General features: G+C 54.4%; 20 protein-coding genes and 1 tRNA gene. 9 read left to right on the top strand and 12 right to left on the bottom strand.

Annotation, left to right across the window (positions count from 1 at the left end; all coding sequences use genetic code 11):
* The first annotated feature begins 12 nt into the window (after nt 1–12).
* Nucleotides 13–1,041, top strand: a complete 1,029-nt coding sequence (gene tdh, locus ACOOGA_RS03485; RefSeq protein WP_417460324.1) for an L-threonine 3-dehydrogenase — start codon at nt 13–15, stop codon at nt 1,039–1,041.
* Nucleotides 1,042–1,058: 17 nt separating this feature from the next.
* Here the strand turns inward: tdh and trmB are convergent, their stop codons facing one another.
* Nucleotides 1,059–1,715: a tRNA (guanine(46)-N(7))-methyltransferase TrmB gene (gene trmB, locus ACOOGA_RS03490; protein WP_417460325.1), complete on the bottom strand. Its 657-nt coding sequence runs from the start codon at nt 1,713–1,715 to the stop codon at nt 1,059–1,061.
* 443 nt (nt 1,716–2,158) lie between these two features.
* Between trmB and ACOOGA_RS03495 the strand changes: the two genes are divergently transcribed.
* Nucleotides 2,159–2,755 carry a transglutaminase-like cysteine peptidase gene (locus tag ACOOGA_RS03495; RefSeq protein ID WP_417460326.1) on the top strand — a complete coding sequence of 199 codons (597 nt, stop codon included), beginning with the start codon at nt 2,159–2,161 and terminating at the stop codon, nt 2,753–2,755.
* A 23-nt stretch (nt 2,756–2,778) separates the two neighbouring features.
* On the opposite strand, the gene ACOOGA_RS03500 is transcribed toward ACOOGA_RS03495, so the two are convergent.
* The 5 genes from ACOOGA_RS03500 to ACOOGA_RS03520 form a co-directional block, all read right to left on the bottom strand.
* On the bottom strand, nt 2,779–3,249 hold the full coding sequence (locus tag ACOOGA_RS03500; protein ID WP_417460327.1) for an aminoacyl-tRNA deacylase: 471 nt from the start codon (nt 3,247–3,249) through the stop codon (nt 2,779–2,781).
* Nucleotides 3,250–3,365: 116 nt separating this feature from the next.
* On the bottom strand, nt 3,366–5,042 hold the full coding sequence (locus ACOOGA_RS03505) for an amidohydrolase (protein WP_417460328.1): 1,677 nt from the start codon (nt 5,040–5,042) through the stop codon (nt 3,366–3,368).
* A gap of 40 nt (nt 5,043–5,082) precedes the next feature.
* The gene (gene trhA / locus ACOOGA_RS03510) at nt 5,083–5,745 is read right to left on the bottom strand and encodes a PAQR family membrane homeostasis protein TrhA (RefSeq protein WP_417460329.1); all 663 of its coding nucleotides are present in this window, start codon (nt 5,743–5,745) and stop codon (nt 5,083–5,085) included.
* 70 nt (nt 5,746–5,815) lie between these two features.
* Entirely contained in the window at nt 5,816–6,970 is a 1,155-nt protein-coding gene (locus tag ACOOGA_RS03515) for an alpha-hydroxy acid oxidase (RefSeq protein WP_417460330.1), read from the bottom strand.
* A 140-nt stretch (nt 6,971–7,110) separates the two neighbouring features.
* Nucleotides 7,111–7,581 carry a hypothetical protein gene (locus ACOOGA_RS03520; RefSeq protein WP_420429474.1) on the bottom strand — a complete coding sequence of 157 codons (471 nt, stop codon included), beginning with the start codon at nt 7,579–7,581 and terminating at the stop codon, nt 7,111–7,113.
* A 185-nt stretch (nt 7,582–7,766) separates the two neighbouring features.
* On the opposite strand from ACOOGA_RS03520, the gene ACOOGA_RS03525 reads away from it, so the two are divergent.
* Nucleotides 7,767–8,687 (top strand): LysR family transcriptional regulator, encoded by a 921-nt coding sequence (locus tag ACOOGA_RS03525; RefSeq protein ID WP_417460332.1) that lies wholly within the window; start codon nt 7,767–7,769, stop codon nt 8,685–8,687.
* A 3-nt stretch (nt 8,688–8,690) separates the two neighbouring features.
* Complete coding sequence (locus tag ACOOGA_RS03530) at nt 8,691–9,416, top strand: transporter substrate-binding domain-containing protein (RefSeq protein WP_417460333.1); 726 nt, start codon at nt 8,691–8,693, stop codon at nt 9,414–9,416.
* Nucleotide 9,417: 1 nt separating this feature from the next.
* Here the strand turns inward: ACOOGA_RS03530 and ACOOGA_RS03535 are convergent, their stop codons facing one another.
* The gene (locus ACOOGA_RS03535; RefSeq protein ID WP_417460334.1) at nt 9,418–10,677 is read right to left on the bottom strand and encodes an MFS transporter; all 1,260 of its coding nucleotides are present in this window, start codon (nt 10,675–10,677) and stop codon (nt 9,418–9,420) included.
* 283 nt (nt 10,678–10,960) lie between these two features.
* On the opposite strand from ACOOGA_RS03535, the gene ACOOGA_RS03540 reads away from it, so the two are divergent.
* Entirely contained in the window at nt 10,961–11,266 is a 306-nt protein-coding gene (locus ACOOGA_RS03540; RefSeq protein WP_417460335.1) for a putative quinol monooxygenase, read from the top strand.
* Between the two features lie 27 nt (nt 11,267–11,293).
* On the opposite strand, the gene ACOOGA_RS03545 is transcribed toward ACOOGA_RS03540, so the two are convergent.
* Nucleotides 11,294–11,653, bottom strand: a complete 360-nt coding sequence (locus ACOOGA_RS03545; protein ID WP_417460675.1) for a YigZ family protein — start codon at nt 11,651–11,653, stop codon at nt 11,294–11,296.
* 361 nt (nt 11,654–12,014) lie between these two features.
* Between ACOOGA_RS03545 and ACOOGA_RS03550 the strand changes: the two genes are divergently transcribed.
* Together ACOOGA_RS03550 and ACOOGA_RS03555 are read left to right on the top strand one after the other, a co-directional pair.
* On the top strand, nt 12,015–14,537 hold the full coding sequence (locus tag ACOOGA_RS03550; RefSeq protein ID WP_417460336.1) for a TonB-dependent receptor: 2,523 nt from the start codon (nt 12,015–12,017) through the stop codon (nt 14,535–14,537).
* 152 nt (nt 14,538–14,689) lie between these two features.
* Nucleotides 14,690–16,612 (top strand): tetratricopeptide repeat-containing sulfotransferase family protein, encoded by a 1,923-nt coding sequence (locus ACOOGA_RS03555; protein WP_417460676.1) that lies wholly within the window; start codon nt 14,690–14,692, stop codon nt 16,610–16,612.
* 9 nt (nt 16,613–16,621) lie between these two features.
* Here ACOOGA_RS03555 and ACOOGA_RS03560 read toward each other — a convergent pair whose 3' ends face one another.
* Together ACOOGA_RS03560 and ACOOGA_RS03565 are read right to left on the bottom strand one after the other, a co-directional pair.
* Nucleotides 16,622–18,598 carry a BCCT family transporter gene (locus ACOOGA_RS03560; RefSeq protein WP_417460337.1) on the bottom strand — a complete coding sequence of 659 codons (1,977 nt, stop codon included), beginning with the start codon at nt 18,596–18,598 and terminating at the stop codon, nt 16,622–16,624.
* Nucleotides 18,599–18,897: 299 nt separating this feature from the next.
* Nucleotides 18,898–18,974, bottom strand: a tRNA-Met gene (locus ACOOGA_RS03565).
* Nucleotides 18,975–19,257: 283 nt separating this feature from the next.
* On the opposite strand from ACOOGA_RS03565, the gene ACOOGA_RS03570 reads away from it, so the two are divergent.
* Nucleotides 19,258–19,734 carry an OsmC family protein gene (locus ACOOGA_RS03570; protein WP_417460338.1) on the top strand — a complete coding sequence of 159 codons (477 nt, stop codon included), beginning with the start codon at nt 19,258–19,260 and terminating at the stop codon, nt 19,732–19,734.
* Between the two features lie 27 nt (nt 19,735–19,761).
* On the opposite strand, the gene ACOOGA_RS03575 is transcribed toward ACOOGA_RS03570, so the two are convergent.
* Nucleotides 19,762–20,358 carry a TetR/AcrR family transcriptional regulator gene (locus tag ACOOGA_RS03575; protein ID WP_417460339.1) on the bottom strand — a complete coding sequence of 199 codons (597 nt, stop codon included), beginning with the start codon at nt 20,356–20,358 and terminating at the stop codon, nt 19,762–19,764.
* Between the two features lie 148 nt (nt 20,359–20,506).
* On the opposite strand from ACOOGA_RS03575, the gene ACOOGA_RS03580 reads away from it, so the two are divergent.
* Complete coding sequence (locus ACOOGA_RS03580) at nt 20,507–21,709, top strand: alkane 1-monooxygenase (protein WP_417460340.1); 1,203 nt, start codon at nt 20,507–20,509, stop codon at nt 21,707–21,709.
* Nucleotides 21,710–21,717: 8 nt separating this feature from the next.
* Here ACOOGA_RS03580 and ACOOGA_RS03585 read toward each other — a convergent pair whose 3' ends face one another.
* Entirely contained in the window at nt 21,718–22,497 is a 780-nt protein-coding gene (locus tag ACOOGA_RS03585; RefSeq protein WP_417460341.1) for a transporter substrate-binding domain-containing protein, read from the bottom strand.
* Nucleotides 22,498–22,580: the final 83 nt, after the last annotated feature.

The following is a 22,580-nucleotide window of genomic DNA, read 5'->3' on the forward strand; positions in this document are numbered from 1 at the left end:
AGGACAAAACCCATGAAAGCACTTGTAAAAGCAAAAGCAGAAACCGGCATCTGGATGGAAGATGTTCCCATGCCGGAGGTAGGCCACAACGACGTGCTCGTTCGGGTCAAGAAAACCGCCATCTGCGGCACAGACGTGCATATCTATAACTGGGACAAATGGGCGCAAGACACCATCCCGGTTCCCATGCACGTGGGCCACGAATTTGCTGGTGAGATTGTGGAATTGGGCAGCGAAGTCAAAGGCTTGAGCATTGGCCAGCGCGTATCGGCTGAAGGCCACATCACGTGCGGCCACTGCCGCAACTGCCGCGCGGGTCAACGCCATCTTTGCCGCAACACCGAAGGTATTGGTGTGAACCGCCCCGGTGCATTCGCTGAATATATCTCTGTGCCTGCTGTGAATATCTGCCCGCTGCCAGACGGGGTTTCCGACGACCTCGGCGCGATCCTCGACCCGCTGGGCAACGCCGCGCACACCGCGCTCAGCTTTGATCTTGTGGGTGAGGACGTGCTGATCACCGGCGCTGGCCCCATCGGTATCATGGCGGTTGCCATCGCCCGCCGCGTGGGCGCACGCAACATCGTGATCACGGACGTGAATGACTTCCGGCTGGACTTGGCGCTTAAAATGGGCGCCACCCGCGCCGTTAACGTGACCAAGGCGAACCTGCGCGATTCCATGTCAGACCTTCACATGACAGAAGGTTTTGACGTGGGGCTTGAGATGTCTGGTGTACCGCAAGCGTTTGGAAACATGCTAGAAACCATCAATCACGGCGGCAAGGTTGCCCTTCTTGGCATCCTGCCTGAAGGCACCGGCATCAACTGGAACCATGTGATTTTCAAAGGTCTTCAAGTGCACGGCATCTATGGCCGCCGCATGTTTGAAACCTGGTATAAAATGATCGCCATGTTGGAGAGCGGGCTCGACCTCAGCCCGATCATGACCCACAATTTCAAGGCTGATGACTTCCAGAAGGGCTTTGATATCATGCGGTCAGGCCAATCCGGCAAGGTGATCCTTGATTGGGCGGCTTAGCGCACGCACGTTATTCCTTATGTAAGTTTTGCCGTCAGGCGCCACAGCGCCTGGCCACTGGCTTTATATTTAGCCTCAAAAGGGGTGATTGGGTTCCCGGCATCATAGGGCTCGATCTCGCCCCTGTGCCCCGCCAGCGTAAGCGCCGCGCAAAACTCCTCAAGATAAAGCCGCCAGTTTGACCGCAGCTCAAGCCTGCCACCAAGCTTAAGCATATCAGGGAACACGGGTGCGCCGTGCCAGCGCCGTTTCAGGTGCTCCGCTTTGGGCCATGGGTTTGGATAAAGCACGAAGTGATGGGTTGGTCGCCATTCAGCGGCAGCGGCCAGCCGGTAAAAATCGTTCAGGTCCGCGCGTACAAGGATCAGGTTTTCTGGTGAACTATGTTCCCGCTCCCGGTTCAGCCGGCTAGCGGACTTGTCGACCCCAACCACCCAATGGTCGGGATATATAGCCGCAAGCGCACGGCTACTGTCCCCCACCCCGCAGCAAGCATCCAGCACCAGCGGCCTGTCATGCACCGCAATTTGGCTTGTCACGTCATCAAATGCTGCACGGGTATGATCGCTAATCGGCTTAAGGAAGGCACTATTCAGGTGCCTGAGCACCGTTTTTTCAAGATTTTCATGCACGCCAGGCTGGTTACTGAAAATTATTTTTGAGTTGGCTTTCATGCAAATTCGCTTGTTCTGGCACCGTTCGATCAAAGAAAAACACGTTTATAGTGTATTCGAGTTCATATCAACAGCGTACGAACCCTTTCCTAACCCCATGTAAAATATAGAAAAATAATCAGGAAAAGATACTTAAAATACATATGCAAATTTATCAACTTTGAAGACAAAATGAAGACAAAGCGTCAACAATTATAATCTTACTTTAATAAAAAATGGACTTTAATTTGCTGTTAACCGGCCCGACGCAAACAATCAGCCCACATATTTCGCGATTCTTTTCTAGCGAGGCACTCTAAAGGGCATGAAAATACCCTCAGAGTCTGGAAAAGTAAGCAAGCAGGGTTCACCTGCATGCCGTCGCATCATCCTTCAGGCAAAAGTGAAGGCGGAGAAATCCGCGATAGCATCCACCGCCAAGGTGGGTAGAAGGATAGACTACTGTGGCTACTATTTTGAAGTTCGTCTTTTTGGCTTTTTCCCTGAGCGCTTGCATGGTCACCACGCCAAACGATAGCGCACTCATAGATGCCGGCGTAATGCCTAAAGGAGCGCAAGTTCCACCGCCCACGGCTTTCAAGGAATTTTGCGCACGCAACCCGGAAGAATGCGCGATCCCCAGCACGGCTTCCTTGAGGAAAGCGCTGGATGCCATCAACTATCAAGTACGCAAGCTTGTCATCCCAACAGATGAGCAAGGCGATTTCTGGCAGGCGCGCCAAACCACAGGCCCCGGCGACTGTGAGGATTATGCCCTGACCTTCCGCCAGCTTCTGCGCAAGAAATTCCCGGCCTATAGCGCTGCGTTTCGCCTTGCCACAGCATACACCGAAGATGGCCAGTATCATGCCGTGTTATCGATCGAGACAAACCTCGGCACAGTTGTGTGCGATATCCGGTACCCGAACTGCGCACCTTGGGCAAGCTTCCCTTACTCCTGGCGGATGAGGGAGATCGCAGGCGCTGATCATTGGGAATATTTTGGCATCACGCAAACAGTCGCCACGACTGCCGCGACCGAACAAACAGACGGGCGCTAAACATAGCAAATGTCTCGCGGGGGTTAGTGCGCCCGCGAGATAGGCGCCAGTTCGGCTGATGCGGTAAGGCGCGCAAAAGCTTTGCGGTCCATATGGATCAGGCTCTCATGGTCCCCCGCCTCCATATAGATCTCGTCAAAATCTGTCAGGTCACTATCCACAATCACAGGAATGCCGTATGCGTCCGCGCAGGCTGGAACAGCGCCGGGATCACAATCTGCAAAGATGCGGCGCGCTTCTTCTTCGCTGGCGAGGCCCAGGCGTTCATGCCGCCGATGGCTCAATTCCGCCAGGTCAACATGTCGGTTTGCGGACACCACGGCCACAAGGTAGCCGGAGTCAGCCTTGAGAAGCACGCCTTTCGCAAATGTATTACCGGGGATATGCGCCGCCTGGGCAATGCGTGTGGCCACCACTTCACGGTCATGAGCCATCAGGTCATAATCGATGCCGCGTTCTTCGATGTGGTCTTGCAGCATTGGGGCAATTGTCATCAGAAACCTCCTTTGGTCAGCACTGTGTCGCTGTCCTCATATGGGCATGGAGGTATGAGGGGTTATGGGCCGTTCACTATACCAGAACGGCTCAAGGCTGGCAAAATATCCGGGCGTCACTTGCCCTCAGAGGTATAGAGATCTTCGCCGCCCACAACGGTGCGCAACACCATAATGTTGCTAAGCTCAGCCGGAGCGACCTCAAACGGGTTGTCAGACAGCACCACGAGATCTGCCACATACCCCGGCTTCAACATGCCAGAGCTGTCATCCATAAAGCCCGCATATGCGTTATTTTGCGTATAAGCCTTCAGGGCTTGGGCCACTGTTATCTTCTCACTCGCGATCCAGCCATCCGGGTTTTTGCCGTCGGTTGTCTGGCGCGCGACCGCTGCATAAATACCCTGTATCGGGTCAAGCGGCGCCACAGACCAGTCAGAACCAAACGTCACATTCGCCCCGGTTTCCATAACCGAGCCAATAGCATAAGTGCCTTTGAGCCTTTCTTTGCCGATCCGTTTCTCGGCCCAGCGCCCGTCATCAATCAGGTGATAGGGATGCATGGAGGCGGTGACACCTAGCGGCGCAAAACGCGCGATGGCGTCTGCCGTCAGGTGCTGGGCGTGCTCAATACGGAAACGCAGGTCTTTTGGGTCTTGCCCTTCGCTGGCGCGTTCAAAAATATCCAGAAGCTTGTCATTCGCCTGATAGCCAATGGCATGCACCGTTACGTGAAGTCCGGCCGCGGATGCCCCCACAACATCGGCTTCCAGCTCTTTCATATTGGCGATGGGGAAACCGGCGGTATCAGGCTCATCCGTATAGGGTTCATAAAACCACGCGGTCGTGGAGCCTAATGAGCCGTCCACAAACCCCTTGAGCGCGCCCCAGCGTAAGCGGTCATCGCCCCTGCCGTGCGCATCTACATAAGCCTCAAGTTTTTCCCATTCCGCGAGCGGTGTGAAGGCATAAACCCTTATTTTAAGCTCATCCTTGGCTTTCAGGCGCTGGAAGGTCTCAAGGCTGCGCCAGTCATACCCCATGTCATGCACCTGGGTGACGCCAAGGCTTAGCGCATGCTCAATGCCGTCCTTGAATATTTTTTCCATTACCGCATCGCTGGGCAGTGTCATTGCCGACATCACAAGCGGGATGGCATTATCCTTGAACACACCTGTCGCGCGGCCGTTTGCGTCCCGCACGATCACGCCGCCTTCCGGGTCAGGTGTATCCGGCCCAATACCCGCCATGGTCATGGCTTTTGTATTGGCAAGGATCATATGCCCATCAAGCCGGGTAACCGCAACGGGCACATCCGCTGTGGCATCGTCAATCCAGGCCCTGTCGGGCAGTTCACCGCCCCAAAGCTCATGGTCCCACGCGCCTTCAAGCACCCAAGCCCCGTGGGGCGCGTTGGCCGCAGCCTCCGCTATGCGGCGCGCGAACTCCTCAGGTGTTGCCGCGTCCCGCAATTGCACTTGGCTGAGGCCATTGGACCCCATCTCAAAATGCACATGATTATCGGTGAAGCCCGGCATCAAAAAACGACCAGAGAGGTTAACCACTTCCGTGATCGGGCCCTGGTAGGCCTTAATCTCATCCTCTGTCCCAACAGCCAGTATCTTACCAGCTGATAGGGCGATTGCCGTTGCGTTCGGTGTGTCAGACACCCCAGTCCATATAACCCCGCCATGGAATATCCGGTCAGCAACCTCGTCCGCAATAGCGGATAGACTCAAAGCTACACTTGCGACCGCAAGTGTTATGGCACTGGTCACATACCTGAACTGCATAACGATCCCCCTCGTTATAGCGATGCGCAGCGCGTGGATGCTACTGCATCACATAAACATAAATGGTAATGAAGTGGCAGGCGCTGCCCGCCATCACAAGCACATGCCAGACGGCATGCGTGTACGGTACACGCTTTAGTGCATAAAATAGCGCACCGACGGTGTAACAAATGCCACCAGCCATCAGCCACCAGATGGCAGCACTGGGCAGGCGATCCATCAACTCGCCAATCATCAAAACACCGGCCCAGCCCATGCCCAAATAGAGCAGCAATGAGACTGGGCTGAACTTCTTGCCAGACTTATTCAGATAAGCCCGAAACTTCAAGCCTGCACCCAAAACGGCTGCGCCCCAGGCACCGATCATCACCCACACACCAACCGTTGTTGGCAGGGTGATCAAGGCAAACGGTGTGTAAGCACCCGCGATTTTGAAGTAGATAGCGCTATGATCCAGAAACTTGAAAAATGGCTGAAGGCGGGACTTGAAGAAGCTGTGATAGAGCGTGGAACACACATACATCACCAGCATGAAGCCACCATAAAGAGCCGCAGCCACCATGACGCTCACGCCGCCCATGTCTGCCGCCTTGAGGATCAAAAACACCAAGGCAACAGCGGCTAAAATAGCACCAATGCCATGCGTTACTGCGTGCCAGACCTCTTCAGATGATGAATAACTACGAATTTGTTTTGCTGTCACCAAGGTGCGTTTCTCCTATGCCTGCAGGCACTATAGCAGCAATCACGGCCTATCGGCCAACTCTCATTACCTATCGACCACCGACCTGCCGCACATGGTCAGGCCTGATCTCGCTCAAACCACCGCAACCCAGCAGCATCATGTCGCGCTCAAGCTCCCTGAGGAACAGATCCAGCACGCGCGCAACGCCCTTTTGCCCGCCAGATGCCAGCCCATAAAGATATGGTCTGCCGAACGAGACCGCGTTTGCACCCATCGCCAGCGCTTTCAGCACGTGGGTGCCGCGCCGTACGCCGCCGTCCACGATCAGCTCCAGCGCATCTCCAACCGCGTCCCGCATCGGCGCCACGCAGTCAACAGGTGCAACCGCACCGTCCATCTGGCGTCCGCCATGATTTGATATGATCACCGCGCTGGCGCCAACGTCGCGGGCACGCCGCGCGTCGGATGCTGAGGAAAGACCCTTGATCGCAAACGGGCCACCCCAAGCCTCAATCACTTCAGCGGCATCATCCCAACTGATGGCGCCGTCAATCTGGCTATTAATATAGGCGATCACCCCCATCGTACCGTCCGCAAGGCCGTCTTGCCTGTGCGCAACGTTGGCCAGCTGAAAGTCTGGTTTCAATAGTAAATTCAACGACCATTTCGGATATGAAATGAAACTGAAAAGACTTGAAGCCGTGAACTTTGGCGGCATCATGAGGCCCGAGCGCAGATCCCGCTCCCGGTTGCCAGCCACCGGCACATCAACGGTCAGGCACAAGGCGTCATAGCCGGATGCTTTTGCGCGGTCGACAAACTCACGCGTCAGGCCCCGGTCCTTGTGAATATAGATCTGGAACATCTTGGGGCCCGGCTTCACGTCCGCAATATCTTCCATGCTGGTTGTGCCGAGGGTGGACAGTGAATACATCAGCCCGGCTTCCTCGGCCGCACGCGCAACCGCCAGCTCTTTATCGTGATGGAACAGCCGGTTCATACCGGTGGGTGACAAAATAACCGGCGCGGCCATACGGGCGCCAAGCACCGTTGTGCTGATATCGACATCGCTGAGGTTCCTGAGCGCGTCGGGGATCAGTTCATATTTCTTGAAAGCCGAGGTATTGCCTTCAAGTGTCACTTCATCGTCAGCACCGCCATCGATATAATCAAACATCGGGCGCGGTAGCGCATGCTTGGCCTCAGCCCTGAAATCAGCATATGTCAGAAGTTTCCGGCTCATCACGTTCCCCCGTCAAACCTGGAGGAATATAGCCGCGCCAGCGGCCATGAGGAAAGCCAATAAGAGCCGAAAGGCCCCAGAAAAGAATGAAGGGCCGACCAAGGGGTTCGCTGGCCAGCCCTTCAGGACAAGTTTAAAGCTCAGCCGAGTGCGTCACACCACGCTTCAAACGTGCCACTTACCTGGCTTGGGCGAAGGTCATGGGCGCGACAGTAATCAGCGATCGCCCCTTCCCTATCCCCAAGCGCTTTTCTTGCGTTGCCGCGATTAACGAAAGCCTTCCAGTAGCCATTGTCACCCTCGATCGCGGCTGTGCAGGCTTCCGCCGCGGCCTCTGCGTTGCCGAGAACAAATTCTGCAGCGCAGATGGAATTGAACGCCATGGTGCGTTCTTTGGCTGTCAGGTCTTTGCCTACTGCCTTGCGGTAGTGCACAAGTGCGCTTTCAATATCACCTGACTGCATGGCCTCGTTACCCTTCAACAGGGCCCGGTCCTGCGTGATGTGAAACACTTGCGTTTGCGCCTGTGCTTCCGCAGCCCAAATTCCCAGCGCCAGCAAAACGAGCGACGCCCATAAAAACATCCTGTTAGTTGCGAGAGTATTGTTCATGATCAGTCTCCGTTGTCCTCGCTGCCGTACAGACAAACCAAGAGCGTTCGAAGAAATGCCTTTCAAGACGTACCTTCATGCCAAGAGCAGGGGAGAGTGCCCTCTGTTTGCCGTGTTGCTATATTTTTGCTCATTAGGTAGAAACAACAAGCTACGATTTGATGCTAAATACATGAGGTATGTTCATGAATAGTCGCCTTTTGAAACTGGCGCAGGCCGCTCCCTTTCTTGCTGCCATGCATGAGGCGAGGAATTTCACCCGCGCGGCTGAAATATTGAAGGTGCATCAAACAGCCGTAAGCCACCGTATTCGCGCGATTGAAGAGCTGATCGGCGTACAGCTTTTTGAACGCACAACCCGAAGCCTGCGTTTCACCACGGCGGGCGATATTTTATGCGCTGCCGCTTATGAAAATATGCAGGAGCTTGAAGCCGCCATGGGGCGCGTGCAGGCAAAAAGGCGCAGCACCACGATCCGGGTTTCCGTGCCGCCTTCCCTTGCCATGAAATGGATGGTACCGCTTCTCATGGCCGCCAAGCAGTCTGGACTCGATATTTCTGTGCAGGCGCAAACCCGGCTGGTGGATTTCACCCGCGATGACGCTGATGTCGGCATTCGTTTTGGCCTTGGCCCCTATCCGGGCCTCAGGGCCATCAGGCTCAGCCGGTCTTATATGCAACCACTGGCGAGCCCAGCTTATATCGAGGCCAATAATATTGACCTTGAAAAGCCTTGGCAAAAGCCGGTCGATATCTTGCTCGACCATGCCACAGAATCAGACTCGATCCCCTTCGGGTGGGCGGAATTTAAAGCCAGTGAACCTTGTTTCACTCAGGATATTGAGCCCATCAGCCTTTTTGACCGTACTGACCTCGCCCTGCAGGCTGCCATCAACGGGCTTGGCGTCGCGCTTGGCCGCACCCTGCTTTATGAAAATGACGTAAAACGTGGCTTTCTTGTGCCTCTTGGTGATGCTAAGCCTTGCGAACCTTCTGACTGGCTGGTGTGTTCCTACGAATTTGCAGAAACACAAAAATTCCGCGACTTTCATGCATGGCTGGCCGAGCGAGTGCAATGCACCACAAACCCATCTGCGGAGCTCTAGAGTATGACAAGGGCAATAAAACTTCTCGCCTTCATCGCGCTATATTTGCACGCGTCGTTCGCCTATGCCTCTGACACCATCCTTGTTGGCACAACCGGCGACTATCAACCGGTAAGCTGGCAGGACCCTACAAGCGGTGAATTCAGGGGCGATGATATAGACCTCATCAAGGCTTTCGCGCGCGACACCGGTCGGGAAGTGAAGTTTGTACAAACCAGTTGGCCGACCCTGATGGAAGACCTGACGGCTGGCAAATTCATGCTGGCGGTTGGTGGAATCTCTTACACCCAAGACCGCGCCACACTTTCGCATACCTCTGACACCATTCGCACCGACGGCAAGGTCGCGCTGGTTCGCTGTGGTGAGCAGCTTGAGTATGATACCCTACGCCAGATAGACCGCCCCGGCGTTCGCGTGGTGGAGAACCCTGGCGGCACCAATGAAAAATTCGCGCGCACAACGCTTAAAAGCGCCGACCTGAAAATTATGGAAGATAACCACGCGCCCTTCCGCGCGCTTCAGTCAGGCCAGGCTGATGTGATGTTCACCGACGGTATTGAAGCACTTTATATGGAACGCCAAGACACGGGCCTTTGTGCGGTGAAGCCAGACAAGCCCTATACAGTTATCCGCAAGGTGTTCCTCTTCCGGCATGACCATGAAGAACTGCGCGACGCGTTCAATAGCTGGTGGAAAACACGCGAAACGGCTCTGTTTACCGCGCAATAAATCACGTGTCGGTTTCGCAACCCTCGCCTTCATTCTCGGCTCTTGGGTCCAGCTCGAACGAGACCGGACTTATGCCTTGCGCAAATACATAATCGGCGGCTTCCTCACTTGGGGCAGCTGCGCGCTGGGTCATGCGGTACATGGTGAAAGCTGCCAAAAGGCACGCGGCGATACCAAGATGCAAAAACAGGCCATCAGCCCCCACAAATCGCATCACGATTGTGGCGACCATGGGCCCAACAATCGCCCCTGCACCGTATAGCAGCAGTAGCGACGCGCTTGCGGGCACGAAGTCCTCCGGCTCAAGGAAATCATTGGCATGGGCAATCACAAGGCCATAAAGCGGCAGTACAAGCCCCCCCATCAGAACGCCCAAAACATAAAGCCCTTCTCCCTGCGGAAAGAAACCAAGCCCTGCAAATATGCCTAACACCGCGATGGATACCGCAAGCCCGGCGATCACGATGCGGCGATCCATGCGGTCAGACAGGCGACCAAACGGCCACTGGGTCACAACGCCGCCGCCGACCACCAGGGTCATGAAGATGGCGATCTCGTCTGTCACAAGCCCTTTGCCTTGCGCGTAAACCGCCCCCAGCGCCCAAAAGGCACCGGTAATCAACCCCGCACCAAAACAGCCGGAGACACCAACAGGCGATACACCGTAAAGCTGCCTCAGCGCCATGCGCCGTGGTGCGGTGATAGCAGGTGTTGGTGTAGACGTTAGCGCAATGGGCACGAGCGCAACCGAGATGATCACAGACACAAAAATAAACAGGTCATACCCCGCAGGCGGCGCCATCATCAGGAAGGCTTGCCCTGCCGCTGTGGAGGCGAGAATGACAACAAAATAAACGGAAAGCACGGTGCCGCGGTTGAGGTTACTTGACCGCTCATTGAGCCAACTTTCCGTGACCAAGCAAAGCGCCGCGAAACACACACCAGTGAGCATGCGCATGATGATCCAACTGGCGGGGTCCACAAACACCGCATGGCATAGGGCCGCCGCTGAAGCCAGCGACGCAAAGGCCGAAAAAGTCCTGATATGGCCAACACGAGCCACGATCTTGGGCGCAAACAGGCTGCCCGCCACAAACCCTGCATAGTAGCTCGACATCACAAGGCCGATCAGAAGCGTTGGAAACCCTTCAATACCCGCACGCACACCAAGAAGCGATGCCTGCAAGCCCATGCCGAGGTTGAGCGCGGCAGCACCAAGCAATAATGCAAAAATGCCGATAAGGGTTGCACGAAGAGTCATAAAACAAGGGGCTCCGTCGCCATCACGTGAGAGATTATTGTCATACCTATACTCGATATCGCGGATATGCCCTACATACAACCGCCACACCCAAAAAGTCTGCCTTCATTACCAAGTTCGTTTTACTCTTTGGCTTTAGTGGTCTTTCGTATTTAAATGTGCGCTCGGGGAAAACACTAACATGACGATGAACAGACGACATTTCATGATAACTGCCACTGCGGCATCTATGGTCGCAAGTAGCGCAATCGCAGCGACCAAGACAGAGACAGGGGAGACAGGAATGTTTGGGCTCATTGGTAAATTCACCGCAAAAGCAGGCACCCGCGATAACCTGGCTGCTATCCTGCTTGAAGGCCTATCGGATATGCCCGGTTGCCTGAGCTATATTGTGGCTCTTGAGCCCAAGGATGATGTCACGCTCTGGATCACAGAAGTGTGGGATAACGCAGATAGCCACAAGGCGTCTCTTGGCCTGCCGTCAGTACAAGCGGCAATCGGACGTGGACGTCCGCTGATTGAAGGCATGGAAATGGTTGCCACCACGAGCCCCGTAGGTGGCCACGGGCTTGTGCCCACAACGTCCTAGAAAGGTAGACCTCGGCAGTCCTCGGCGTTACTTGGCAAGACTTGCGTTATCAAGATAGTGACGCACAGCATCCTGTACATGGCGGAAACGGTCACCGCCCAGGTGTTTACCGCCATACCAGCGGGTCACCACGACAATATGATTAGGAAGGCCTTCGCGCTCTAACATCTGTGCGATCAGCATGCCTGCGCCCGCCTCGCCATCATCATTTTTCACCGGCGCTTCACCGGTGAAATACGCCCATGTATTATGGGTAGCTTTGGCAAACTTCTTTTTGCGGCAAAGCTCCTTGATGAAAGCTTTAGCTTCATCAGGTGAGCTGCACGGCCCGCCCGATACGGCGTATTTCGAACCCCGATCTGATATTATTCCGTCAAATATCTGCATGCCGCTTCTATAAGCGGGCACCCCAAGCCTGTCAAACTCACCCAAAGGCAGCCTACGCAAGGCAAAACGATCACGCCAACAACACCCGCAGCCTAATTCAGATGGCCCCGTTCAAACCAAGGACAGTGCAAACAATTGCAATTTAGTTTGTTCTCTATTGATTTTAGGCAACACCTCTCAGGGTCATTTTCCCAAATTTTCATATATATTAACGCAATAGGTCGACAATTTGACCAAAAATCGCGTATTAAATAATTTGTATTCAAATAATTTTACCATTGTTGCCAACCGGACGTAGGTATCGGCACCTTCGCGTTACGAGACACACTGGACAAGAATTGAACAGGGGAGAATCCGCACAATGGATTATAAGAAAGCATTAAAGCTTAGCCTTTTGACGTCTGCGCCAATCATGTTAAGCGCTAACGCCATGGCTGCAGAAAGTTACGCAGGCGCCGCGATTGAAGAGGTTGTGGTAACTGCGACCAAACGGTCCGCCAGCACACAAGATATTCCTGTTGCTGTGCAAGCCATGGGTATGACGGCCCTTGAGCAAACAGATGTTGATGTATTTACTGATTATCTTCTGCAACTGCCTGGCGTATCGGCTGGCGGCAGCGGGCCGGGCCAAGCCACCATTTATATTCGGGGCCTTGCCTCCACAACACCAAACCTGACAACAGCCGGCGTAGCTGGGCTGGCACCAAACGTGGCGCTGTATCTGGATGAACAGCCGGTGACACAGGTTGGCCGAAACCTGGATGTATATGCTGCCGACCTGAACCGAATTGAGGTCTTGCCAGGCTCCCAGGGCACCCTTTTTGGCGCAAGCTCGCAGGCTGGTACAATCCGTTTGATCACAAACGAACCAGATTTGCTTGAATTCCAGGCACGGGTTGCTGGCGGCGTCTCATTTACCAAAAATGGTGAAATGAGCGAAAAAGTCGAAGCCATGATCAACTATCCCCTCATTGAGGGCAAATGGGGCGTTCGCGGCGTTTTCTACGTGGATAACCAAGGCGGCTATATCGACAATGTAGCGGGCACTAAAACCGCCGCAGAAAGTGGCCGTTTCGCGTCATCAATGGCGCGCCCCAATGGCACAATGACATCAGACGGCTTCCAGGCTGGTGCCGACTTGTCAGATGTTACCTTCCTTGAAGCAAATAATCAGGCACTGGTTGAAAAGGATTTCAACGACGCATCTTATACCGGCTTCCGGATTAGCACCCGCTATGATGTAAACCCGAATTGGTCCGTCAAACTTGGGCATACACGTCAGGAGATCGAATCCGACGGCGTATTCTTCTATGACCCTGAGATAAACGATCCTGATGAGCTGTCCGTACGGCGTTATGCTCCAGATGAAACGGTTGATAGCTTCGACAATACAGCCTTAACGGTTGAAGGCCGTATCGGCGCGCTTGAAATGGTCTATGCAGGTGCTTATCTCAATCGCTTCACAGATCAGACGGTTGATTACACCGACTATCTGTTTGTCGGCCAGTATCTGCCCTATTACATCTGTGACGCTTCAGTCTCATACCCGGGTGCAGCGGCACCTTCCGGCACATGTCAAGCACCAGACCTCTACGTGGCTTCAGAAACTGAAACCGAGGTTTGGACGCATGAACTGCGCTTCAACACGCCAGAGGAAAACCGCGTACGCGCAACCTTCGGCGGGTTCTACAGCGACCAGAAACTGGTAGAGCGCAATGATTTCACCTATCCGGGCTCCATTAATGCAGAAAGCTTCACACCCGGTGTTTATGGTTGGCCACAAAATGGCCCATTGCCGGGCTCCAGCGTTAGCGATCCAACACCGCGACCACTTGGCGTGATTTTCTTCAATGACATCACCCGTACCGATAAGCAAAAGGGCTTGTTTGGCGAGGTCACGTTCGATCTGGTGCCTGACACCCTGTCTATCACCGCAGGGGCTCGCTGGCACGATGTCGATGTGCGCCTCAAAGGTAGCGCCAACTCATCCTTCTTCAACTTTGGCGGCGAAGATGTGAACGCCTTCGGTACCAACCTGGATACCCAGTTCGATGGCACTCAGGTGATCAACGGCGTTGCTGTACCAAAAGGCGCCGAGGCCAAGGGGTGGGTCTTCAAGGGGAACCTGTCCTGGACACCAAATAGCGACACGTTGATCTACTTCACGTACTCGGAAGGCTTCCGCCCTGGATTGCCAAACCGCCCTGCTGGTGCTGGCGGCGGTGCCGTCCCGGCTGTGGTTCGTACCGACGAAGTGACCAACTATGAGCTTGGCTGGAAACTGGACATGATGGACAATTCGCTCCGCTTCAACGGTAGCGCGTTCATTGTTGACATCAAAGACCTGCAAACCACCATTTTTGACGCGACAATAACCAACCTGTTCTTCTCTGATAACGCAGCGAACGCGCAGATCAAGGGGATTGAAGGTGACCTGACATGGGTTTCACAGGCTGTTGTTGGTCTGTCAGCTTCCGCAGGCTTCTCCCTCCTTGATACGGAGATCAAGGAATTGGTAGGTGCCAGCGTGGCGATCGCCGGGCCGGGTGAAAGCCTGGCCTATGCGCCGTCGTTCCAGATGAATGCGCGGGCGCGCTATGAATGGCAACTGACCGATGAGTTTGAGGCTTATGTTCAGCCAAAGATCGCCTATTCAGCGTCATCCTACAGCGATATCGTGCTGATCAATCGGGCCAAACAGGACAGTTATTTCCTCGCGGGCATGGCGTTTGGCGTTCGCAAGGATAACTGGATGGTCGAATTTTACGGTGAAAACCTGACCGACGCGCGTGCGCAACTGAACAACAATCTTGTGTTCGATCACGAGCGTATCACCATCAACCGTCCACGGACCTTCGGTTTCCGCTTCGCGGTTGACTACTAGACCCGCCATTCGGCTATAGTGAATACTATATGGAGGCGCCTCGCTTGGGGCGCCTCTTCACCATCCAGGAAGACAGGACCGCCGCAGTGGCAAGCGATAGCGCACAAAAAAACACCCCGCATCCAAGCCAGCTCAAAGACATACAAGCCCTGATGTATGAGGGCAAATTTGATGCAGCGCTCGGGCGCATCTCAACCATGCTTGACGGACACCCAGACCATATTGATGCGCTTTATATGAAGGCCGTCTGCCACCGATACGCCGGGCAGGAAACGCATGCACTCGCAGCTCTCGGGGATTTGAAAGAGGCGATGCCTGATTTTGGCCGGGCGTATCAAGAAGAAGGCCACCTGTACCGCACCATGGGGCAAACCAACAAAGCGCTGGCGTCCTACAAGATTGCCTGCCAGTTGAACCCCGCCCTTGCCGCAAGCTGGAAGGCACAGGCGGAGTTGCTCCGGGCTTCAGGACAAAGCGCGGAAGCACAACAAGCTGAAGCACAGGCCGCACGAGTGGCCAACCTGCCAAAAGAACTGGCCGCCACCAGTAACCTGATCCATGAAGGCAAGCTCCTCAAGGCAGAAAAGCTCTGCCGGTCTTTCATGCAGCGCAACCCAAAACATGTTGAAGGCATGCGCCTTCTGGCTGACATTGGCACGCGTTTTGGCATTCATGATGAGGCAGAGTTTCTGCTGGAAAGCGCGCTGACATTTGAGCCCGGGAATATTCAGGTAAGGCTCGACTATATTCAGGTGCTTCGCAAACGGCAGAAGTTCACAGCTGCGCTCGAACAGGCCAGGGCCCTCTATGACACCGAGCCGGACAACCCGGTGTTTCAATCTCATTTTGCTATTGAAAGCCTGCAGGCCGGGGATTTTGACACCGCGCTTGAAACATTTGAGAAAATCCTCAAAGCCCTTCCGAAGGACCCTGCGACGCTGACCTCCAAAGGGCATGCCCTCAAGACCATAGGCAAACAGGAAGACGCGATCACCTCCTACCAACAGGCCTATGAGGCCCGCCCTGATCACGGTGAAGCCTATTATGCGCTCGCGAACCTCAAGACATACCAGTTCACCGATGCTGAGCTTACCGCGATGAAAGAGCAGGAGAAGGCTGAGAACATCCTTCCCGCGAGCCGTATTCAGCTGTGTTTCGCCCTCGGCAAGGCCTATGAGGACCGCAAGGATTACGACAAGTCTTTCACTTTTTATGAGCGTGGCAACGCACTCAAGAAGGCACAAAGCCGCTATGACACAGACCAGATGTCCAATGAGCTGGCGCTTCAGGCAAGTGCGTGCACAAGCGACTTGTTTAAAAAGCAGACTGGCCTTGGGCATACCGCGCCCGACCCGATCTTTATCGTTGGCCTGCCGCGTGCCGGTTCAACATTATTGGAGCAGATCCTTGCCTCGCATAGTCAGGTTGACGGCACGATGGAGCTACCCAATATCCTGTCTATGACGCACAGGTTACGGCGCTTGCCTGGCGAGACGGGTTATCCGGACAACCTTGCCACACTGAGTGCGGCGCAGTTACAAAAACTGGGTCAAAGCTATATTGACGACACCCGCATCCACCGGCAGGGTGCGCCCTATTTCATCGATAAAATGCCGAATAACTTTCGCCACATCGGGCTTATCCACCTGATCCTGCCAAATGCAAAAATCATCGACGCCCGGCGCGCACCAATGTCATGCTGCTTTTCCGGGTTCAAGCAACTCTTCGCGGAGGGGCAGGAATTCACCTATGGCCTTGAGGAGGTTGGTCGCTACTACCGTGATTATGTCACGCTGATGGATCATTGGACCAAAACACTGCCGGGCAAAATCCTCAAGGTTCAGTACGAGGATGTGGTGAGCAATCTGGAAAGCGAAGTTGCTCGTATTCTGGACTATTGCGGACTGGAATTTGAGGATGCCTGCCTGAATTTCCACAAAACCGAACGATCCGTGCGCACGGCAAGCTCGGAACAGGTGCGCGAACCCATCAACAATAAGGGGCTTGAGCCCTGGCGACCGTATGAGCACCACCTCGGGCCGCTCCGCGCGGCACTTGGCCCGCTAGCCGAGTGATAGTAGGTCTTAAGCCCGTGCGATATTCAGGAAATGGATATGCTTGTCATACTGGCTGAGGATATCATGGATCAGCTGCTCCTCTGAAAAGCCAAATATGTCATAGTGCTGGCTACCTTCCAGCAGATGCACCTCAGCCCGGTAAAAGCGTTTCCCCGCCTTGCCACTACCTATGTAGGAAAAGTCAGGCTGCAACATCGGGCGTATTTCAACGGCGTATCTGAAATCTGTCTCATCACCATGCAGGATGCGAATATCCGTGCCATCGTTTAGCACCTCGACACTCGCTTCATGGTCACATTTCCGGATTTCCGCAGCCACTTTCTCAAGTGCCGGGCAAACCGTTTGCGCCACAAAACCCTCAATCTCTGTTTTTGTGGGGTAAGACAATAGCGCGTCAAGCCGCTGCTTCCACGAGGCACCGGGGCCAAAGATTTGCACGTCCGGAGCAACTGCGGCCCCCTTGGCTTTTGCAGCTTCCATCCGCAAACCACGCATCAGCCCGAAGCAAGCCAGAATGATCACAAAGGTGAAGGGCAGCGCCGTGGTGATCGTGGCAGCCTGCAAGGCACCAAGCCCGCCCGTCATCATCAACACTGCGGCCACGACACCCTCTGATACTGCCCAAAACACCCGCGGCCACAAGGGCGGGTTCAGATGCCCACCAGACGTGATGGTGTCTATCACCAGCGAGCCGGAATCCGACGAGGTTACAAAAAAGGTCACGATCAAAATCACCGCAATGAAAGATACAATGCTTGAAAATGGCAATTGCTCAAGAAAAGCAAACAAACCGAGCGGCAAGTTCTCAGCCACCACATCCGCAATGCCCGCGCCACCAGCCTCGAAGAATATCGTGGCATTACCAAAAGCTGTCATCCAGATAAAGGTAAACACCGTGGGCACCAGCAACACGCCGATGATAAATTCACGAATGGTGCGCCCTCTGGAAATGCGCGCGATGAAAATGCCCACAAAAGGCGACCAGCTGATCCACCAGCCCCAATAAAACAGGGTCCAACTGCTCATCCAGTCATGATCACCGCTATAAGCGTTAAGGCGGAAACTGCGCTCCGCAACTGTGCCAATATAAAGCCCGATGTTTTGAACAAAACTGTTGAAAAACAGGATGGTTGGCCCAAGTGCTATCACGAACAACAACAGCGCCAGCGCCAGCACCATATTCAACTCTGACAAGCGCTTGATACCCGCATCAAGGCCGGACACGACCGACACAGTGGCACACGCGGTGATAACCGCAATCAACGTCACCTGCACCGTTGTGCTAACCGGGACGTCAAACAAATGATTAAGCCCGGCATTCACCTGAGACACGCCAAACCCGAGCGACGTTGCCACCCCGAACAGCGTACCTATCACCGCAAGCACATCCACGGCATGGCCAAGCGGGCCGTGGATACGTTCTCCAATCAGCGGATAGAGCGCCGACCGGATCGTCAGCGGCAACCGGTGCCGGAAACTGAAATAAGCAAGCGTCAAGCCCACAATGGCGTAGACCGCCCAGGCATTAATGCCCCAATGGAAAAAGGTAATTTGCATCGCCTCTTTCGCAGCCTCGATTGACCTTGGGTCCGCGTCAGGCGGGGCAAGATAATGCGTCAGCGGCTCGGCCACACCAAAGAACAACAAACCAATACCAATACCGGCGGAAAACAGCATGGCGAACCATGAGCCAAAACTGTACTCAGGCCGGGAATGGTTGGGCCCCAGCCGAATTTTTCCGTGTTCGCTAAAGGCCAAATATAAGCAGAAGACCAAAAAACCGGTTACTGCGAGCATGTAAACCCAGCCCATGGACTCTGAGAGCCATGACTGCATGGCGCTAAACGCCGTGCCCGCGTTGTCACCCATCAGGATGGTGATAAGCACCAGTAAAATGATCAGACCCGCCGCAGGATAAAAAACCGGTGGTAAAATACCGGACGCCACAGGAGCACGATGGTTCTTCTTATACTCACTAAACATTAATAATGGGCCGCCAATATATTTGTTTACAAACGATAATTTATCCAAGCAACCTACCGTAGGATGGTTCGATTTCCGAGTTATTTCTATATTTTCAAACAATATTCCGCTGGCCAGCGTATTCAAAAGCTCAAACCACACCCTCACAATTAGTTAGAATTCAATGTAAAATATGAAACTTTAGTATTTCCATACTGACGCATATCGCGCGGGGTCTTGATAGTTTTGCGGGGGGAGCCGACATGAACGTCGGTACAAAAATTAAGGCCCTACCCCGTGTGAGGTAGAGCCTTGAAATTTGGTAGCCGAGGAGGGACTCGAACCCCCGACACGCGGATTATGATTCCGCTGCTCTAACCAGCTGAGCTACTCGGCCAAATATAAAAGCCTCAACGCGTTTGCAGCCTACACACAACAACTCAAAACAGACTACACAGCCGCTGAAAGCTGCGCCGGTATAAAAGAGGGTCGGCGTGCAGTCAAGACGAATTTGCTTTAAAAATGTCATCCCGGCAGCACGCGGCTTTAAAATACCGGTTGGCACTGTGCCATGGTATAAAATTGGCCCTGCCGTGAACGGCGCTACGCTATTATGCTGGAGCGCATGATCAAGATTATGCCGCAGGCAATTTAACACTCACGCGAGGGAGCACGGGCACATGGGAAAAGAGCATCACTATAACAGCCGTATCGTTTGGACAGGCGCCGGTGAGGAAGGCACCAAAACATATAAATCCTATGGCCGCGATTACACCATGGAGATGGACGGCAAGGTCCCGATCCTTGGTTCGTCTGACCCCAGCTTTGGCGGTGATCCCGCGCGCCATAACCCGGAAGATATTCTGGTGGCATCAGCGTCCGCATGCCACATGCTTTGGTATCTACATCTCTGTGCGGTTGGCGGTGTGACGGTGCTTGACTATGTTGACGACGCGGAAGGTGTGATGGATGAGGGCGAGAAGAATGCCCCAGGTCGGTTTACCAAAATCATCCTGCGCCCGCGCATCACCATCACAGCCGACAGTGACCCGGATAAAGCGGCGGCACTGCACCACCCGGCCAATGAAAAATGTTTCATCGCCAATTCGTTGAACTGTGAGGTTGCGCACGAGCCAACCATCATTGTTGAGGGATAATCTGGATTAGGAATAACTGGGCCAGCGTTATTTTCGGCCAGCGTAGGCCAGGACAACATCGATGGTGTGTTCGGTAAAGCGGTCACGGCGCGCTTTGTCCACCCCGTCCAGTTTCATCACCGTCAACATCTGGGACGCCGCGAGCAATATGCGGGCGTCGTCCCGGTCATCGCGTTTCCTGCGGTCCCGCGCGCTGTTGAGGATATCTGTGAGCTTGTCGAGCACAATGTTCTGGCACTCAAGGAACTTGGACCGGATGGCGGGGGCGAAATTTGTGCTCCAGTTCAGCCAGACCTGCACATAGGCGCAGTCCTCATCAGCGCGGGCGATGGCATGCTCTGCCAAAGCCGTCAGCAGTTCCGGCACCGTGAGGCCTGCCGGGTCCACTTCATCAAAAATGGCAAGGTTCTTGACCGCCACGTCATCGAGCACCGCATCGATCAGGGCCTCACGTGTGGGGAAATAAACAAAGGTTGTTGCGACAGAAACACCTGTGCGGCGGGCGATGTCTGCGTGTTTTGCCTCGCCAATGCCGCGCTCGGCAAACAGTTCCACTGCAGCCGCGAGCAACTGTTCCCGCCGTTCCTCAGGGTTGAGCCGTGTGCGTTTTACTTTTTTGGTCAAATTCATCCCCATGTATCCCAACCATTTTTGTACTGCCCATATGCCTTCGGGATCAAGCATCCATTCTCAAGCGATACTTTATTGACAATATTATCAATAAATGTCACCTTGGCATCAACATCTCAGGTTACCTATGCGGGGAAGGCAAATGGTGAGCAAAGCATCAACAACAGACAACAATCATCATCAGAGCGAAAACTGGCGCGACAGCAAGCGTTACCTGTGGCCCTTTCCTGTGCTCCTGAGTTTTATCCCTATTTGTAGCTGGTGGCTGTATGCCGAGAGCGGGAACGAGCTTGCCCTATGGCTCTCCCCCATCTTCTTTTACATAATGATCCCGGTGATTGAGATGCTTTTTGGCGAAGACACATCAAACCCGCCACGGGAAGCTATCCCTTACCTGCGGGACGACCCGTTTTACCGCTGGTCTGCTTTTGCAGCCCTTCCCGCCGCCTATGCTGTCTGGGTCGCTGGCGCATGGTATGTGGCTGTGATGGATTTGAGCTGGAGCGCTTATCTGGCTGTTACCGTTGCAAACGGCCTTATGGGTGCGGGTGCCTTGAATACGGCGCACGAGGTTGGCCACAGGCGAGACAAAACCTCCATCAATGTTGCGCGTTTCCTTCTGTGCCTGTGCGGCATGGGTCATTTCCGCGTGGAGCATAACCAGGGCCACCACGTGCAGGTAGCTACACCGGAAGACAGCGCCACCGCCATGATGGGGGAAAGTTTTTACGAGTTTGTCACCCACGAGCTGCCCGGCGGTGTGAAACGGGCGTGGAATATTGAAAGTGCACGCATGCAGCGCAAGGGCAAGTCGCCCTACTCGTTCGAGAATGAAGTGTTCACCAACACGCTTATTACCGTGGCCATGTATGGTGCCTTTGTCGCCATCTTCGGGTGGGTCGTGCTGCCTTACCTGCTGGGCGGCGCGCTGCTGTCAAACCTGATGCTTTCAAGCGCCAACTATGTTGAGCACTACGGGTTGATGCGCGGTAAGCGCGAAGATGGCCGGTATGAACGGGTGCAGCCGCACCATAGCTGGAATGCCAATCATATCGTCTCGAACGTGATGCTCTATCATTTGCAGCGCCATTCAGACCATCACGCTCACGCAGAGCGGCCCTACCAGTGCCTTCGCCATTTTGATACCTCACCGCAGCTACCTGCAGGCTATTTCACCATGTTTATGGCAGCATGGAACCCACCAATCTGGTTTGCCATCATGGACAAACGCGTGGCAGAACAGCACGGCTATGACATGACAAAAGCCTATATGAAACCGTCAAAGCGTGAGAAATTCATGAAACGCTTCCACCGGGAGCCTGCTGAGTTGCAGGCGGCGGAATAAGGCTGGCACTAGGGGCGCGTATTGCCCTCATAAACATCAATCTCACCACGCGCCGCGAGCCTGGCGTATGCCTCGCGGGCACGGGTTCGAAAACTCTCATCTACCTGAAAGCCCGCAGCCAGGTAAAAGCTGATGTCTTCATCCAGCTTCAGCGCGGGCCGTATGCTACCGGGCGGGATCTCATCGCTTGCCACTCGAACCGGGTGAAGGCGCTTGTCACCCAGAAAAAGGTCTGCGCGACCGTAAAGGATCATCATGGCCTCCGATGAACCAGCGGATGCGCCAATGAGCAGGCGTTCTTCCGGAATGCCTGCGCGCCTTATAATGCCGCAAGAAGCATCCTTCTCTGTGCACACAGCCACAAATTCCCCGCGTCTTAGGGTCTCAAGTGATACAGTACGCTTATCGTCAGTCCGTGCGAACAGATACATGTCTGGCTTCGCGATCGGGGCGATCCAGTCATAGTGCGCTGAACGCTCTGACGACCTCGCAAGACTATAGATGAAAGCTTGTTTTTCCTTACGCGCCCGAAACTCAGCTCGTGGCCATGGCAAAACACGAATTTCGTAGGAAAGCCCCGCCTCCGCCATGATGCGCCGCACCCTAACTGTCGCGCGGCCTTCAACCATGCCGTCGTCTGCCATAAAGCTGTAGGGCGGGTAATCTTCTGTATAGATGGTGATGTCGGATGCCTGAGAAGAACCAGCCATCAGGACATATAGACCGATGACAGCAACCATAATGGTGAGACTGGCGGCTTTGCCGCCCATCGGGGATACGTCAGCCATTCAGCCTCCACTCCACCGACCCCCAACTTCGTCGACCCTGAGCCAGCGTACCACGGCACCACCTGAAATTGAAGCACACTCAA

Source organism: Kordiimonas sp. (assembly GCF_965216265.1).
Taxonomy (GTDB): Bacteria; Pseudomonadota; Alphaproteobacteria; order Sphingomonadales; family Kordiimonadaceae; genus Kordiimonas.